The following is a 15,720-nucleotide window of genomic DNA, read 5'->3' on the forward strand; positions in this document are numbered from 1 at the left end:
TTTCGAGGCTTACCGGCTAACCCACCGATAAAACTCCGAGTGGGCGATACAAGATTCGAACTTGTGACCCCTTCCGTGTCAGGGAAGTGCGCTACCTCTGCGCCAACCGCCCGGGTCATCATCCGGCCGACGGTCCGGCCTTCTGAGAGCGGACAACGGGACTCGAACCCGCGGTCTCAACCTTGGCAAGGTTGCGCTTTACCAACTAAGCTATGTCCGCATGTGTTGTTTGAAGCAACAGATGAATAAGATACGCCACTTGGCGGAAAATGCATAATCCTCGCGTGTCTCCGCAGAATTTCAACGTTTTTAGCATCCTCACAATCAGCTCGGCAACATCATGCCCTCATATGCAATCAACACGTCAGATGTGACCCTGCTCACTTCAACCCATCACACGCCGTGTTCTACGCTCAACGCGAAGGAATTCTCGGATAGCACGGCGCATAATAGGCATTGCATATACACCGACATACGCACCGACGGTTAACGGCATGGCGTCATAATGCCCTATCAGACACCAACTGCCGCAGCCACTGTGCTTGATATAAGACAAGGGGAATGCAATGACCAAGCTCCTGTTTGTTGTGGGAAGCCTGCACAAGAACGGCTTCAACCATCAGCTCGCCGACGAGGCCAAGGCTCTTATCGGCGATCGCGCTGAGGTGGAGTTCCTGAACTACGCCGATGTCCCGTTCTTCGATCAGGACGTGGAGTTCCCGAACCCGCCGGCTGCCGTCAACGCCGCCCGTAAGGCCGTTGTCGAGGCCGACGGCGTGTGGATCTTCTCCCCGGAGTACAACTACAGCTACCCGGGCGTGCTGAAGAACCTGCTGGATTGGCTGTCCCGCCCGCTGGAGCCGTTCCCGGCCGAGTCCGCCTCCGTGCTGGCCGGCAAGAAGGTTGCCATTTCTTCCGTGGCCGGCCAGTCCGCCGGCGCCGGCACTCGCGCCAAGCTCAACGAAGTGCTGGGCTTCAACAAGGCCGAGGTGCTGCCCGTTGATGAGCAGGCCGGTTTTGCCCTGGCTCCGGAAGCCTGGGGCACTGGCGAGCTGGGCCTGTCCGACGAAGATAAGACCCGTCTGGCCGCCGAAGCCGACGCATTCCTGAAGTTCGTCGCAGCCTGAGCCCTGACGCTCTAGCTTCCGACCTGAGATACCCCGCCAATCGAAACCGATGGCGGGGTATCTGCGTTACAAGGGGTTGATAATAGACGCATGACACCATCATCGACGTTTCACACTATGTTTCACGCCACAACAGACACGCCTATAGGGCGAATGATCATGACAACGGATGGCAAAGCGTTGACGGAGCTCTGCCTCGAAGATTGGTGGTGGGCAGCACCTGCCACTACGGCTTCCACCACGCCTGCCACAACAGAAGCTGGAGCAGCGAATGCACTGCCGGTGTTTCGCCAAACCAAGGCATGGCTCAACGCCTACTTTGCCGACGAACACCCCACGCTGGATTCCGCTCCCCCGCTCAGCGCGCAAGGCACACCATTCCAACATGAGGTATGGGACCTCATCACCGAAATCCCCTATGGACAAACAGTCAGCTATGGGGCAATAGCCGCCGAACTTGCCGAAAGGCGCGGCGGAAGACGCATGGCCGCGCAGGCCGTGGGCGGCGCGGTAAAGCGCAACCCGATTACCATCATCGTGCCCTGCCATCGCGTAGTCGGTTCCGGACGATCCTTCGGCGGCTACGGAGGTCACCTCGACGTCAAAGCCGAACTGCTCGACTTGGAAGGAGTGGATCTTTCACGGTTCGATCTGCCCCACTAGTCAAACCACATCGAGAGACCTCAGCAGTCTCGCCCGCTCCCCCACACCTCACATATGCCGCCAAAATTCGACGATATTATTCGATTATTCGTACATGCCGCACAATTCCGCACCGCACGCACGTTGCGCCATGCCAGCAGAGCGTCGTCATCATCTCACGCCATGTCATGCACCACCATCACATCACGCCGCGCACCCCGCATAATCCCACAACCTCGGGAAAGATGCCGAGAAACACCGCCACGCATCGTTCGCCGAGGGAACATCATCGAAGAGGCGTACCCGCCAAAAACGTACAATCTTGTCGTACAAAGTTTCCGGCATCACCCTGATGGCTCGGCGCACCAAGGAGGATAAAGGAGGATAGATGACCAACATCATCGACTATTCGCGTACGGAAACGCGCTCCTTCTCCGACCTCGCCTTTAACGAAGTGGACGCATTGGTTTTCGGCACACTGATCTACGAGGATGTGGCCAATATATGCCCCGCGCTGATGCTGGATGAATCCCAGCCCGACACCGCTGCGGGAGGATCGTTCGCCGCGCGTCTGCGCGCTTTCGAGCCAAAGCATCCGCTGATCTGGCTCAAAAGGCTCTGGCACCCGGTTCTGGAATCGGTCAGCCTTGAGGAGGCCAACACCGAGCTGCATCGCTCGCTCAGCACGGAAGCCGACGACAAGCCGCATGATCCGCAAGTGGTTTCGGTACTTGACCCACAGCTGACGCATCAGCTGTTCCAGGCCGCGGCGGGCAATCCACGATTCGCGCAGGTCCGCTTGGGGGCGGTCGCCGAGCATATCAACCGCGGAGAGCAAACCCAGTTCGCAGCGGCTACGTTCCAACTGCCGGATGGACGCAGCCGTCGCGACCCCACACATAAGGGCACGTTGGTGATTTCCTTCCGTGGCACCGATGATTCACTCATCGGCTGGAAGGAAGACTTCAATATGGCCTTCCAATACCCGGTACCGGCGCAACGGGCCGCCAGCGCCTATGTGGATACAGTGGCAAGACTGTGGGAAGGGCCATTGATACTGCTCGGCCACTCCAAAGGCGGCAATTTGGCGATTTACGCGGCCATGAACGCTTCAGACACTGTGCAACGGCGTATTCGGCATATCTATTCGCTAGACGGCCCCGGCTTCCCGCCGGAAATCGTGGCCAGCCCGTCTTATCTCGCCATTCAGCCGAAGGTGACGAAAATCGTGCCGAGCTCGTCGATTGTGGGCATGGTATTCGAGACGCCCGAGCCGTGCCGTGTAGTCGCTTCCGATTCGGACGGCATCATGCAACATTCCGCGTATACCTGGCAGGTGGAGGGTGACCGATTCGTCACCGAGCCGACGGTGAGTTCCGGTTCGCAGCTGTTCAACGAGCAGCTCAATCATTGGATTGCAGCACTGACGCCCGAGCAACGCGAACGAGCCGTAGACGCGCTGTTCCGCGTGCTGCACGCCGGAGGAGCCAACAGTTTCAGCGACGTGATGCGCAATTTTCCGCTGTCGATACCCCCAATGCTGGGGGCATATGTAGGGCTTACGCCGGAAGACAGACGGCATTTGACCGAGGCCTTGGCATTGCTGATCAAGGCCTCCGCTACGAAGAACAAACGCACCGAGACAGCCCCGGCCCCGGATGACGCCCGCCCGTCAGAAGCAGCCACGAGCGACTATGCCGGCGAAGAGAGCAGCGAACCAGCAGGTCCTTCCGGAATCGACACCATATAAGGGCCCGCTTCACTGTCAGTCATTGCAATTGGACAAGGTGCGCAATATTATGAGTGGGCAACATAACTAGACAGTACGTCTGGACATGATGTCTAGACAATGCGCCAAGCCAATATGCCCAGACATCATGTCCATAACCATGTCGTCGCACCGGCACAGGCGCACGACGACGGCAGTACAGACAGGCGTCGCACTGCCCACAGCAAAGAGAGGGAGACCGCATGCCACGTCCACGCCGTGATTCCGAAGTCCTGCCCGCACGCGAACGCATGGAAAACGCGTTCTGGGAATTACTGGCCGACCGGGATTACCGTAAGATCACCGTCACCGACGTGGTGCGCGAGGCCGGCGTGAATCGTAACTCGTTCTACTACCACTATTCCGACCTGCAGGAACTCGCCGATGCCTCCATCCTGCACCAGGTGGAAGCCACACCGATTCAGCACGCGCCCGATCCAAACGGCAATCCCGAAGAGCAGTGGCGCGAGCGCGTCAGCGCCATATTGTCCGATCCGGAGCAACGTCAGCGTCTTGACCGTCTGGCCCTGCTCGCCGGCCCCCACAGCACATTGGACCTGACCGAATCCTTACGCGACTTCGCCCGTCTGCAAATGCTCAGTACGCTGGAACTCGACCCCCAGCACATCAGTCTGCAAACCGATCTCATGGTGGAATTCACCGTGGGCGGACTGTTGGCTGTGCTCCAACGCTGGCCCGAACTCAGCGGCACCATCGAGCTCGACGATCTGCTGAAGGAGGATGTGGCCGTGCTGGCCATGGGCATCTATCTGGCCATGAGCCGCGAAGACATGCTTTCCTACTGGAACCGTATTTTCGCCCAGCATCAATGGCCTGAGCTTGACGGGCAATTCCCCAAGCACACCCAATCACCATCGTTCCACGCCTAAACCCAAGCCTAAACCTAAGCCCTCATCTCCCTCGCCCTACCGAATCAATCACGCTCAGTGACTGTTCTCACAGGGCGCAATCACGCGAGGCACTGGCGTTTCAGCATCTTCAACGGAATGATGGAACCATGAGCGAAATGACGAACACTGCATCAACGTATCCGGGATCCGCCGACCAAAAGCAAGCCAATCCCGCTGGCCCGGCCGCAACAGTCCCGACCCGCTTGGAACATGATTGCATCGGGCAATTGGAAGTCCCCGCGAATGTGTATTGGGGCATCCACACCCAGCGCGCCATCGCGAATTTCCCGGTTTCCGGCATCTCGGACGGCCAGCACCCTGAACTGATTCGCGCATATGCCACGGTCAAGCGCGCCTGTGCCAGCGCCAACGAAGAGCTCGGACTGCTGGAACCGGTTAAGGCCGAAGCGATTCGCCAAGCCTGTCTGGAGATCGAATCCGGCAAATTCGCCGATCAGTTCCCTGTGGACGTCATGCAAGGCGGCGCGGGCACCTCGGCCAATATGAACATGAACGAAGTGATCGCCAACCGTGCGTTGGAGATTCTCGGCCATGCTCGCGGCGAATACACCGTCATTCATCCCAATGACGACGTCAACGAATCACAGTCCACCAACGACACCTATCCGGCGGCATGCAAACTGGCGTTGATCGATGCGCTGGGGCCACTGGCCGAAGCCACCAAGAAGCTGGCTCGCGCCTTCCATGATCTGGCGGATAAGCACATCAATGATGTGACCATCGGCCGTACGCAACTTCAAGATGCGGTGCCGATAACGTACGGTCAGGAGTTTCATGCCTTCGCCACGTTGCTCAAATCCGATCTCGTGGCCTTCGACCGCGTGGTGCCTCAGCTCGCGCAACTGAACCTTGGCGCCACGGCCATCGGCACCGGCATCTGCGCGGATCTCAGGTTCCGCAAATCCGCCATCGACCACCTGGCGCGCATCACCGGACTGCCCATTACCGCAGCCCCCGACCCTGTGGCCGCCATGACTGATATGGGTGCGTATGTAGCAACGTCAGCGGCGATCAAGAACCTCGCCGTGCATCTCAAGAAGGCCGCCGACGATCTCAGGCTGCTCAATTCCGGCCCGAGATGCGGCTTTAACGATCTCAATGTACCGGCCCGTCAGGCAGGTTCGTCCATTATGCCGGCCAAGGTGAACCCGGTTATCCCGGAATGCGTCAACCAGTGCTGCTTCATGATTTTCGGCATGGATGTCACCGTGAACTGGGCGGTGGCCGAAGGCCAACTGCAGCTCAACGCCTTTGACCCGGTGATGGTGCATGAACTGCTGACCGGCATGTCGCTGCTGACGCGCGCAATGACCACCTTCCGCGTCAACTGTGTGGAAGGCATCGAAATCAATACCGAACAGGGACGCGTCTATGCGCAGTCCTCCCCCTCGATCTCGGCAGCGCTCAATCATTACATCGGCTACGAAAAGGCCGCGGACATCGCCGCCGAAGCCGTACGTACCGGCCGAACCGTACGCGAAGTGGCCGGCGAGCGCACGGATCTGCCGGCCGAGCAGCTCGACGAGATTCTCGATCCGATTCGGCTGTCGCGCGGCCTCGGGCAGACCTGCCGCGAGCATCTCGTCTGATCATTCGCCGGTCCCTACAGTGAGTCGGCTGGCTTGGGGCCTTGCTGAACCAGCCGACTCACGTTCTGCAGACCCCCTCTGCCCCGCCGTCCGAAAAGTCACGTAGCCACGCATCCACGCTTCCTCCAAAAACGACTGTTACGGTGATGCGTATGACTGATTTTTCGAGCTTGGTGACGACTTGGTTCCACACGAACGCCGGCAAATTGATTTGGCTGTTGCTGGTGACGGCGGTGGCGTTCGTGGCAGACCGGGTGGTCAGTCGTGTCTTACGTAAGGTATTGGATCGTTCGCAGATTCCCAGCGCGTCGATTTTCATCAATCTGACGCGCACGGTGATCTGGGTGCTGGCGGCGGCCATGGTGCTGCAACCGGTGTTCGGCATCAATCCCACCACGCTGGTCACCGCTCTTGGCGTCGGCGGCGTCGCCCTTTCGCTGGGCCTGAAAGACACCATCGCCAACGTGATCGGCGGCTTCGGCCTGATGCTCGGCCGTGTGATTCAACCGGGCGACTTGGTGTCCATTCAGGGCGTCAGCGGCACCGTGGTCGATATCACGTGGCGTCATTCGATGATTGAGACTCGCGCCGGCGACCGTATGGTCATTCCCAATTCGATTCTCAATACGGCTTCGTTAACGAAACTGACTCCCATCAACGAAGGCATGGTCACGGTGGAGTTCACGGCCAAGGCTTCCAGCGACCTGAACGAGGTGAGTCGGGATCTGGTGGCCTGCGTGACTCAGGCCACGGCCGGTGTGGCGCAGGAGGGGCGCGGGCCGATCGTCAAGTTCGTCGGCTTCTCGCCATACGGCGTCACCGGTCATGTTCTGGTGTTTGCCGCGCCAGGCATCCTGCTTTCCACCGTGCGAGATCTTGCCACACGCGCCATCGCCGAGACAGGCCAACGGTATCTGGTGGAAGATGGTGGTTCGGCGGACAACGTGTGATCCGTCAAACCGCCTGACGTTGTTATTGGCACTTGCGTTGGTGTTCGCGTTGGTCGATTCATAAGCGTTTGGCTGCGAACCGCCTTGTCCTCAGCCAAACGCTTTCGCCCAGTCACTTATTGCAGCAGCGTCTATTGCATCAGCATCCAGACAGTCAATCCCACGGTGATCAGCAGATAGATGATCACACCAATATTGCCGTAGGCGGTGCGCACCACACTGCCGACCGGCAGCTGATCGGGCGCCGGATAGAATTCCCAGCTTTTGCGCTTGACAATCAACAGTACGATGCCGGCGATCATCAGACCGATCAACACCATGCCGTACAGGCCGAGAATGGCCATTCCTCCCATGCCGGCATCCGGCGAGGCGGCCATGCGCATGATCTCTTCCTCGCTCATGGTGCCGTTGAGGATACGCGGGTCGATCTGCTTGATCACCAGCGGAGCGATCAGCGAGCCATTGAGATTGATCAGCATGTGCAGCACGATGGTGTAGCGAAGACGCGACGTGCGCGTGTAGATGTATCCGAAGATCAGACCCAGACCAAACGCGTAGAAGAACTGGAACAGGTTGATGTGGAACAGCCCGAATGCGATTGCGGAAAGCACAATCGCCGTCTTCTCGCCGTATCGGCGCAGTCGGGAGATGATCTGCTTGCGGAACAGCCATTCCTCGCAAATCGGTGCCAGAATGGCGATGAATATCGTGTTGATCCAGATATCGTCTCCGGACACCAGGTCGCCGATGCGGTTCGTCGCCTGACCGTTCGTCACGCCGAGTGAAAGCACATTGCCGATAATGCTGCCCAGATACATCACCGGTATGCACATGATGAACATCTGGAGGAATTCACCCAATCGCATCGGATACTCAATGGTTTCGATGGCGGGAACGCGCTTGAGCAGCAGCAGGCTTAGCGGCATGGCCACTAGGTAAAGCGGTCCGGAAGAGACCAACAGCAACACCCACGTGGGTATGTGATCATCGAACAGCGGGGCGATCGCGTGCGACAGGGCGATGTTGAGCCCCACCCACAGCACAACCACTGCGATAAGCGCCATGCCGATCAATGAAAAGCGGCGACGGGCGATAGTGAAGAACGTTTGACTGGAAGACACCGATGACATCGGCGATGGCGACGAAGGTGCAGGCGGCACCGGAGCTCCGGGCACAGGGGCTTGAGAAGGTTGCGACGGTGTAGGGACAGGGGGCAGGGTCGGCTCGCTCATGTGAATTCCCTTCATATACGGACTGATCGGGCGTATGCGTCCCGTGTTCGCGTTCAACGCCGCGTGCAATGTTCAATGTCGGACACTCGACACTGAACACTCAGCGCTGGAAGCGAACACGGGGTTTCTCCCAATTTCAGAGTACGGCACTCTGCCCGAGCGGCCGGCAATCAGTACACATGAGTTGACACGGTACACATATGTTGAGCACCGCCCATCCGAATCGACATCGGCCAGCACCAACCAGTCCGATGGCCCGGCAGCCGATCAGCAGGCGAGCGCGGCTACCGGACGCGGCGCAACAACCACGTTGTCTCCGATGGCCAGACCGGCCGGCAATTCGCTGGCGGGCAGCTGCACAGTGACTTTCAGCTGGTTGCCCTTGTTCCATCGCATATATTCACCGGAGGTAACCACCGTATCCACACGCACCAGAGAGCCTAGGAAGTGGATGACCTCCACGTGAGCCCGCTCTCCCACGTTGGAATCATTGCGGGAGGGCAACGACAGCGTCAGGTTCTCCGGACGCACGAGCACGGTCACGGCATCGCCCTTGGCCGAGCCGGGCAGCACCGGCAGACGCTGGCCGAACACCACTGCCTCATCGCCATTGGAGGCGCCGGGCAAACGATTGGTCAGGCCGATGAACGTGGCCACGTATTCGGTGGCAGGACGCTGGTACAGGTCCTGCGGTGCGGCGATCTGCTCGATTTTGCCCTTGTTCATCACACCGATGCGGTCAGCCACCGCAAGTGCCTCCTCCTGATCGTGAGTTACGAACACGGTGGTGGTGCCGGTGTTCAGCTGGATGCGGCGAATCTCGTCGCGCAGCTGCACGCGGACCTTGGCATCGAGGGCGGACAGCGGCTCATCGAGCAGCAGCACGCGAGGCTTGATGGCCAAGGCTCGCGCCAAGGCCACACGCTGCTGCTGTCCGCCGGACATCTGCTGCGTGTATTTCTTGGCCTGATCAGCCAAGCCCACCAGTTCGAGCTGCTCCATGGCCACCTTGCGGCGCTCTTCACGTCCCATGCCACGCACTTCAAGACCGAACGCCACATTTTCAAGGGCGGTCATATGCGGGAACAGCGAGTAGGCTTGGAACACCATCGCCATCTCGCGCTTGTTCACCGGCACGCCGGTGACGTCCTGACCGCCCACCATGATGCGGCCACCTTGAATATCCTCCAAGCCGGCCAGCGAGCGCAACGCCGTGGACTTGCCGCAGCCGGAGCCGCCGAGCAACACCACCATCTCACCGGGCTTGATGTCGAGGTTGAAGTCGTCAAGGGCCCGCTTGGTGGAGCCGGGGTAGATTTTGACGACATCCTGCATCTGGATGGAGCCGCCGCCGCGTTCCGCGCTTTCCTTCAGCAACCGTTTGGCGGCTTTGGTGACGTCCTTGCCGCGCACGCCTTCGAGCGTGGCGGTGGGATCGTTCTTGAATTCGGCTTCCGTCTGCACGGGAGCCGTGGTGCTTGCCGCACCTTGAGCGGTATTGAATTCAACAGTCATAATGTCTTTGTTCTTTCCGTATTTCCGAATGATTCTGCAGTTCGCTTAGTTTTCCTTGGACTTGCGCATCGCATCCGAGATCAGGTCGAGAGCGACGAGCAACACCACGCCGAACAGCAGCGCCAGCAGCGACATGGCCGTGGAAATCTGCGAATTGGATTGGCCGAGCTGATACAACGCCACCTGCAGGTTCATACGGCCCAGCAGGGATGCCACGGTGTATTCGCCCAACACCACGGCGATGGAGATGAAGGATGCCGACAGAATCGACTGCCACAGGTTCGGGATGATCACCCGGAAGAACACCTTGACCCACGAGGCGCCGAGCGAACGGGAGGCCTCCACCAAGGTCTTGACGTCAATGGAGTTGAGTCCCACGGCAATGGCGCGGAAGGCGAACGGCATCACCAGCACCACGTAGGCGAAGCACAGCCAGATCGGGTTGGTGCTCAGCACATCGGCGGAAAGCCACCGGTAGATCGGGCCCAGGCCCACCACCAGCACGATGGCCGGAATGGTCAGCGGAAGCGTCGCCACCCATTCAATCGCGCGTTCCAGCGCTTTGGAGCGAATGTGCACAATCACCATCGTGGGCACCATCAGCAGCAGCATGATCACCACGGTCACCACACACAAGGCCAGCGAGGTGCCAAGGCCTTGCCACAGCACGGTCAGGTCCGCGCCCAACGACTCGCCGTTGCCGGTGAAGATCGCGACCCATGGGGCCAGCGACCAACGTCCGGACAGCGGGTGGCGCAAGGTAAAGATCAGCATCGAAAACAGCGGGATGAACAGGAAGCCCAACGTGACAAGCAGAATCACGAATTTGATGATGCTCTGCTTACGTACGCGGGCGGCACGCAACTGCGGCGGCTTGGTTGCGGATGCTTCGGTAGCTGCACCAGTTGCGGCAGTCGTAGAAGTTTCGGTCACTGCCAACGTCCGGCCCTCTTTTCCACAGCGTGGCTCAGCAGCATCACCACAGCCACGACGACGATCATTGCGAATGCAAGCACCTGAGCGAAGCCCTGCTGGTTCGGGTCCATTTCGTTGCGCATCGCACCCTGAATCATCAGCGGCACCAGAATCGAACGCTGGGAGAACAGGGCCGCCGCGGTGGCGTATGCGGAGAACGCGGAGGCGAACAGCAGCAGGAACGCGGAGATGAATCGCGGCGCCAGAATCGGCAGCGCCACACGGGTCCAGTACTGTACGGTGTTGCCGCCGAGCGATTCGCAGGCCTCACGCCACTGCGGACGGATGGAATCGACCGCGGGCAGGAAGATGATGATCATCAGCGGAATCTGGAAGTAGCAGTACACGGTCACCAAGCCCGGCAGAGAGCTCAGCCAGTTCGGGTTCACAGTCAGTCCGGTCACCTGCTTGATGAACATGGTGCCGATGCCGTTGATGCCGATGGTGGCGATGAACGCGAAGGCGAGCATCACGCCGCCGAACTGGGCGAGCACTGAGGAAATGGCGGAGACCATGCGGCGCATGAGGCCATTGGGCTTTGCACCGATCACCAGCGCATAGGAGGCGAGGCCACCCACCACGGCGCCGATCACCGAGGATGCGACGGACACCAGAATCGAAGTGACGAACGCGGAGACGGTGTTCGCCTCGAACAGCTTGGAGAAGTTGGCGAGCGTAAAAGCGCCGTCACGGGTCTGGAACGCACCGACCACGACGATCACGGTGGGTGCGAGCAGGAAACATGCGGTGTAGGCGAAGAACGGCAGGGTCACGGCGAAGGTGCCGAGCTCCTGACGATGCTTGGCCAGTGTGTCGGAGAGCGAGGAAGCGGACGGACCCGCGGCCTTGGCGGCGGGTCCGTTCTGTGCGATTGCGGCGGTCATGATTGATGCCTTGAATCGGTTGATCGATTGAGTCAAGCTCGAAACCGACTCAGTTGCCGATCGTCTTGTCCCAGTTGTTCTGAAGCCATTCGGTGATGCGCGTAGCGTCATCGTTGGTGTAGCTCACCGGCTTGCCTTCGATGGTGATGGCATCCTTCAGGGTGGCCTGATCAACGGTGCCGTCCTGCTTCATCGAATCAAGCAGCACCGGGTTGGCACCACCCTTGAACCACAGGTTCTGGGCATCGGCGGTGTACAGGTACTCCTCCCAGAGGCGAGCGGCGGCCGGGTGCGGGGCGTCCTTGTTGATGGCCTGGTTGTAGTAGCTCACGACCTGGGCCTTCGGGAAGGTCTTGTACTCCCAGTTCACGCCCTTGGACTTGAGTTCCTTCTTGTAGGAGGCCTGGTTGTAGGTCCAGTCCATCACCACGCCGGTCTGGCCGGAGTCGATGGTGCCGTTGGTCACATCCACGGTGGTCAGGTTGCCGGCGTCCTTGAGCTTCTTGAAGAAATCAAGGCCGGGCTGCACGTTGTTGATGTCGCCACCGGCCAGCTGGTTGACCATCAGGTAGCCGTTGAAGGCAGCGCCGGCTTCGGCGGGCTTGCCGTTGAGGGCCACGGTGCCGGCGAACTTCGGGTCGAGCAGGTCCTCAAGCTTGGTGATATCGCCGTACTTGTCCTTGTTCCAGCCGATGGACATGATGCCGGTGTAGTCGGCGTAGTAGGCGCCGTTGGCGTCCTTGTTCTCATCCGGGATCTTGTCCCAAGCCTGCACCTTGTACGGAGCGAAATCGTCCGTGGAGGTGGCGGCGATCTGCTGGCCAAGATCGAACACATCCGGTGCAGCATCGGTGCCCTTGTTGGTCTTGGCGGCGTCCAGCTCCTCCTTGGAGGAGGCGTTCGGGTTGAGCTCGGTGATCTTGATCTTCGGGTACTTCTTCTTGAAGCCGTCGATCACCTCACCGTAGTTGGACCAGTCGTGAGGCAGGGCGATAACGTTCAGGGCACCTTCCTCTTCGGCGGCCTTGACGAGGTCGTCCAGGGTGCCGAAATCAGCCAGAGAGGTGGCCTTGGCGGACTTTTCGTTCACTTTGACGGCCTTGCCGGTGGAACCGGAGTTGCCATCGGAAGAGGCGTTGGACGAACCGCAGGCGGCCATGGAGAACGCGAGTACGGCGGCAACGGAGGCGGCCGCTATCTTACGCAGGTTGTTCATTCATCATTCCTTTGTTCAACATACATCCGGACACGGCTGCAAAGCAGCCGAATCCTAGGAGTCGGGACGCTGACTTATTCCCGTTCGCGCATACTGCGAGGCGAATTCGCGCGGCCCATAATTCCAAGACACGAACGTATGCGGGTTATCTGTCCCGACACTGGCGCTCAAGTGAACTCTGCTCGCCGTTTGCGGTACAGCTGTTGAACAAAGGAAAACTGAGAGTGAATTAGTGACGATTACCGTCGATATGTCAATGCCACAGTTGACGCAACTGCCGTGGCCGGTGCAGCTGCTGCAACCACAGCCGTAAATCGCACCAAATTCGCGAATATGTACCACTGAGTCACGGTTATCGGTACATTTTCGCGAGGTAATCCCTAAATTCGCGAATATGTACCACTGAATCGGTATCAGTGGTACATTTTCGCGAGATAGGGGAGATAGGGGTTCCGAGAAAAGGTCGCCGAGATTCGGAACGATGCAGTAGAAACGCAACAACAAATGAGCCGCTGAATCGAAATTCAGCGGCTCATTGAAATTACCGTTACGCTCAGCGCAGCACGCCTTCGATCAGGCGGGTGATGAGCTCGGTGTATCCGACTCCGGTGGCCTCCCAAGCCTTGGGATACATGGAAATCGGCGTGAAGCCCGGCATCGTGTTGATCTCATTGACCACCACGGTGCCGTCCGGCGTCACGAACGTGTCCACACGGCTTAGGCCGGCACCGTCCACCGCCTTGAAGGCGCGACGGGCCACGTCACGGACGTCCTCCAGCACGCTGACCGGCAGGTTGGCCGGCACCTCCACGTGGCTGGCGGAAGCATCCATGTATTTCGAATCGAAATCGTAGAACTGATCATCCGTACCTTGGTCGAGCACGATCTCGCCCGGCCAACTGGCCTCCGGCTCATCGCCGGCCTTCGGACACAGTACGGCGCATTCGATTTCACGGCCGTCGACGCCCTGCTCGATCAGCACCTTCCAATCATGCTCGCCGGCCGTGGCCACGGCAGCGGCCAGACGATCCTGCTGAGTCTCACGATCGTCGGCCTTATCGACCTTGGTGACACCAAAGCTGGAACCGGCACGCGACGGCTTGACGAACAGCGGGTAGGCGAGGCCAGCCTCCTCTACCTTGGCGAGCACATCGGCAGCGGTGAAGTTACGCGCATCCACCATAATGCCGGGTGCGGTGGGGATTCCTGCGGCGCTGAGCACGATCTTCGTGTAGTGCTTGTCCATGCAGGCAGCGGATGCGAACACGCCACAGCCCACGTACGGCACACCCATCATCTCCAGCAGCCCCTGCACCGTGCCGTCCTCACCGTACGGACCATGCAACACCGGCAACACCGCGTCCACATGTCCCATCGACGTGAGCACATGCTGCATTTCAGGGTCGTTCAGACTCACGAAGCTGGTGCCAAAGCCGGATTCGCCGGAAGTCAGGTGAGCGGGTTCTCCCATGAAGAAGCCGTCCTGACCACGGGAAACGTCCAGCAGCACCGGGCGGGATTCAGGTGTGACCTGCACGGTGGGCAACTCGCCGCCATCCAACTTCCAGCCTCGTGGATCCTCGCCGTTTACAATCCACTTGCCGTCTTTGGTGATGCCGACAGGAATCGGTTCGAAACGCTCGGTATCCATGGCGTTGAGCACGCCGGCGGTGGAGATGCAGGAAATCGAATGCTCATCCGCTCGTCCACCGTAGAGCACCACAACACGCTTCTTGGCCATAACCATCCTTATCTTTCGACTGTGTCGACTACTGTTTTCGACTATCGCTCAGAATTCTTGTCTTTTGGCGACGTTGCGCCGCCGCCCATCCGTGTCCTGAGTGTACTCGCGCCCCGGTCCTTAAATTACTCGAATCACTCGCTTCATTCGGCGGTGATTTCGCTGCCGAACAGTCCAGCGAGCATATCGGCGCAAGAGATGCCTTCATTGAGCACACGGCTCATCTGATAAGCCAACGGAGTCGGCACGCCAAGCTCCTTGCCAAGCGCCACGACAGCATCCGTGGTCGGCACGCCTTCGGCCACGCCGTTGCTTACCTTGGTGGCTTCCTCAACGCTCATGCCCTTGCCCAGATTCGAGCCGAACGTGTAGTTGCGCGACAGCGGCGAACCACACGTGGCGATGAGATCGCCCACACCGGCCAGACCCGAGAAGGTCTTCGGATCGGCACCGGCGGCGGCACCCAGAGCGGTCAATTCGGCAAGACCGCGGGTTTCGATCATGGCGGCGGTGTTCTCGCCGTAGCCGGCACCGCGGGCCATGCCGACGGCGAGCGCGGTCACGTTCTTCAGGCTGCCGCACATTTCCAGACCGATTACGTCGGTGGTGACGAATGCCTTGAAATAGGAATTGGTACACGTCTCAGCCACGATCCGCGCATTGTCGATGTCTGCGCAGCCCACCACGGTGGCCGCCGGGTGACGTTCGGCGATCTCCTTGGACAGGTTCGGACCGGAGACCGCGGCGAACCGTTCTGCCGGCAGGTCCAAAGTCTCGCGCACGACTTCATCCATACGTTTGTTGGTGTTGCGCTCGATGCCCTTCATCAGGCTGACAACGATGGCGTTGCTCGGAATAAGACCCTTGAATTCGGTCAGAGCCACGCGTGCGAACTGGGCGGCGATGGCCACCACGATGATCTCGGCGTCCTTGACCGCTTCGGCACGGTTGCCGGTGGCGGTCATGTTACTCGGCAGCTGTTCGACGATAGGCAGACGGACCGCGTTGCGGTGATGGCCGCGAATGCCTTCCACGATGTCGGGCTCGATGGCCCACATGGTCACTTCGTTGCCGGCGTCGGCCAGCACCTGGCCGAAGGCGGTACCCCATGCTCCTGCACCTAGAACCGTTACTTTTCTTCCCATACCA

Annotated in this window: 13 protein-coding genes and 2 tRNA genes; 6 read left to right on the forward strand and 9 right to left on the reverse strand. The window is 59.6% G+C overall.

Translation table 11 applies throughout. The features are described from left to right. Nucleotides 1-40 precede the first annotated feature (40 nt). Together CUU80_RS05970 and CUU80_RS05975 are read right to left on the reverse strand one after the other, a co-directional pair. Nucleotides 41-112 (reverse strand) — tRNA-Val (locus CUU80_RS05970). 35 nt (nucleotides 113-147) lie between these two features. Then, a tRNA-Gly gene (locus tag CUU80_RS05975) sits at nucleotides 148-220 on the reverse strand. Between the two features lie 346 nt (nucleotides 221-566). Between CUU80_RS05975 and CUU80_RS05980 the strand changes: the two genes are divergently transcribed. The 6 genes from CUU80_RS05980 to CUU80_RS06005 all read left to right on the forward strand — a co-directional run bounded on the left by CUU80_RS05980 (nucleotide 567) and on the right by CUU80_RS06005 (nucleotide 7,008). Continuing rightward, nucleotides 567-1,127: an NADPH-dependent FMN reductase gene (locus CUU80_RS05980; protein ID WP_100496453.1), complete on the forward strand. Its 561-nt coding sequence runs from the start codon at nucleotides 567-569 to the stop codon at nucleotides 1,125-1,127. Between the two features lie 117 nt (nucleotides 1,128-1,244). Continuing rightward, nucleotides 1,245-1,790, forward strand: a complete 546-nt coding sequence (locus CUU80_RS05985) for a methylated-DNA--[protein]-cysteine S-methyltransferase (RefSeq protein ID WP_439329973.1) — start codon at nucleotides 1,245-1,247, stop codon at nucleotides 1,788-1,790. Nucleotides 1,791-2,157: 367 nt separating this feature from the next. Then, nucleotides 2,158-3,519 (forward strand): DUF2974 domain-containing protein, encoded by a 1,362-nt coding sequence (locus CUU80_RS05990; protein ID WP_100496454.1) that lies wholly within the window; start codon nucleotides 2,158-2,160, stop codon nucleotides 3,517-3,519. A 221-nt stretch (nucleotides 3,520-3,740) separates the two neighbouring features. Beyond that, on the forward strand, nucleotides 3,741-4,427 hold the full coding sequence (locus CUU80_RS05995; protein WP_100496455.1) for a TetR/AcrR family transcriptional regulator: 687 nt from the start codon (nucleotides 3,741-3,743) through the stop codon (nucleotides 4,425-4,427). Between the two features lie 128 nt (nucleotides 4,428-4,555). Further along, complete coding sequence (locus CUU80_RS06000; protein ID WP_243388669.1) at nucleotides 4,556-6,058, forward strand: aspartate ammonia-lyase; 1,503 nt, start codon at nucleotides 4,556-4,558, stop codon at nucleotides 6,056-6,058. A gap of 152 nt (nucleotides 6,059-6,210) precedes the next feature. Further along, nucleotides 6,211-7,008, forward strand: coding sequence for a mechanosensitive ion channel family protein (locus tag CUU80_RS06005; RefSeq protein ID WP_100496595.1), 798 nt, complete (start codon nucleotides 6,211-6,213; stop codon nucleotides 7,006-7,008). Nucleotides 7,009-7,139: 131 nt separating this feature from the next. Here CUU80_RS06005 and CUU80_RS06010 read toward each other — a convergent pair whose 3' ends face one another. The 7 genes from CUU80_RS06010 to CUU80_RS06040 all read right to left on the reverse strand — a co-directional run bounded on the left by CUU80_RS06010 (nucleotide 7,140) and on the right by CUU80_RS06040 (nucleotide 15,716). Beyond that, nucleotides 7,140-8,138: a CPBP family intramembrane glutamic endopeptidase gene (locus CUU80_RS06010; protein WP_100496456.1), complete on the reverse strand. Its 999-nt coding sequence runs from the start codon at nucleotides 8,136-8,138 to the stop codon at nucleotides 7,140-7,142. Between the two features lie 369 nt (nucleotides 8,139-8,507). After that, nucleotides 8,508-9,755 carry an ABC transporter ATP-binding protein gene (locus tag CUU80_RS06015; protein ID WP_341476122.1) on the reverse strand — a complete coding sequence of 416 codons (1,248 nt, stop codon included), beginning with the start codon at nucleotides 9,753-9,755 and terminating at the stop codon, nucleotides 8,508-8,510. A gap of 45 nt (nucleotides 9,756-9,800) precedes the next feature. Beyond that, nucleotides 9,801-10,688 (reverse strand): ABC transporter permease, encoded by an 888-nt coding sequence (locus CUU80_RS06020; RefSeq protein ID WP_100496457.1) that lies wholly within the window; start codon nucleotides 10,686-10,688, stop codon nucleotides 9,801-9,803. Next, nucleotides 10,685-11,614, reverse strand: a complete 930-nt coding sequence (locus CUU80_RS06025) for an ABC transporter permease (RefSeq protein ID WP_100496458.1) — start codon at nucleotides 11,612-11,614, stop codon at nucleotides 10,685-10,687. Before CUU80_RS06025 ends, CUU80_RS06020 begins: the two co-directional genes overlap by 4 nt. Before the next feature lie 49 nt (nucleotides 11,615-11,663). Beyond that, nucleotides 11,664-12,830, reverse strand: a complete 1,167-nt coding sequence (locus CUU80_RS06030; RefSeq protein ID WP_100496459.1) for an ABC transporter substrate-binding protein — start codon at nucleotides 12,828-12,830, stop codon at nucleotides 11,664-11,666. Nucleotides 12,831-13,383: 553 nt separating this feature from the next. Next, nucleotides 13,384-14,571: a D-alanine--D-alanine ligase family protein gene (locus tag CUU80_RS06035; RefSeq protein WP_100496460.1), complete on the reverse strand. Its 1,188-nt coding sequence runs from the start codon at nucleotides 14,569-14,571 to the stop codon at nucleotides 13,384-13,386. 143 nt (nucleotides 14,572-14,714) lie between these two features. Beyond that, nucleotides 14,715-15,716 (reverse strand): NAD(P)H-dependent glycerol-3-phosphate dehydrogenase, encoded by a 1,002-nt coding sequence (locus tag CUU80_RS06040; RefSeq protein ID WP_100496461.1) that lies wholly within the window; start codon nucleotides 15,714-15,716, stop codon nucleotides 14,715-14,717. Nucleotides 15,717-15,720: the final 4 nt, after the last annotated feature.

The sequence above is a fragment of the Bifidobacterium scaligerum genome (assembly GCF_002802865.1).
In the GTDB taxonomy this organism is placed as follows: domain Bacteria; phylum Actinomycetota; class Actinomycetes; order Actinomycetales; family Bifidobacteriaceae; genus Bifidobacterium; species Bifidobacterium scaligerum.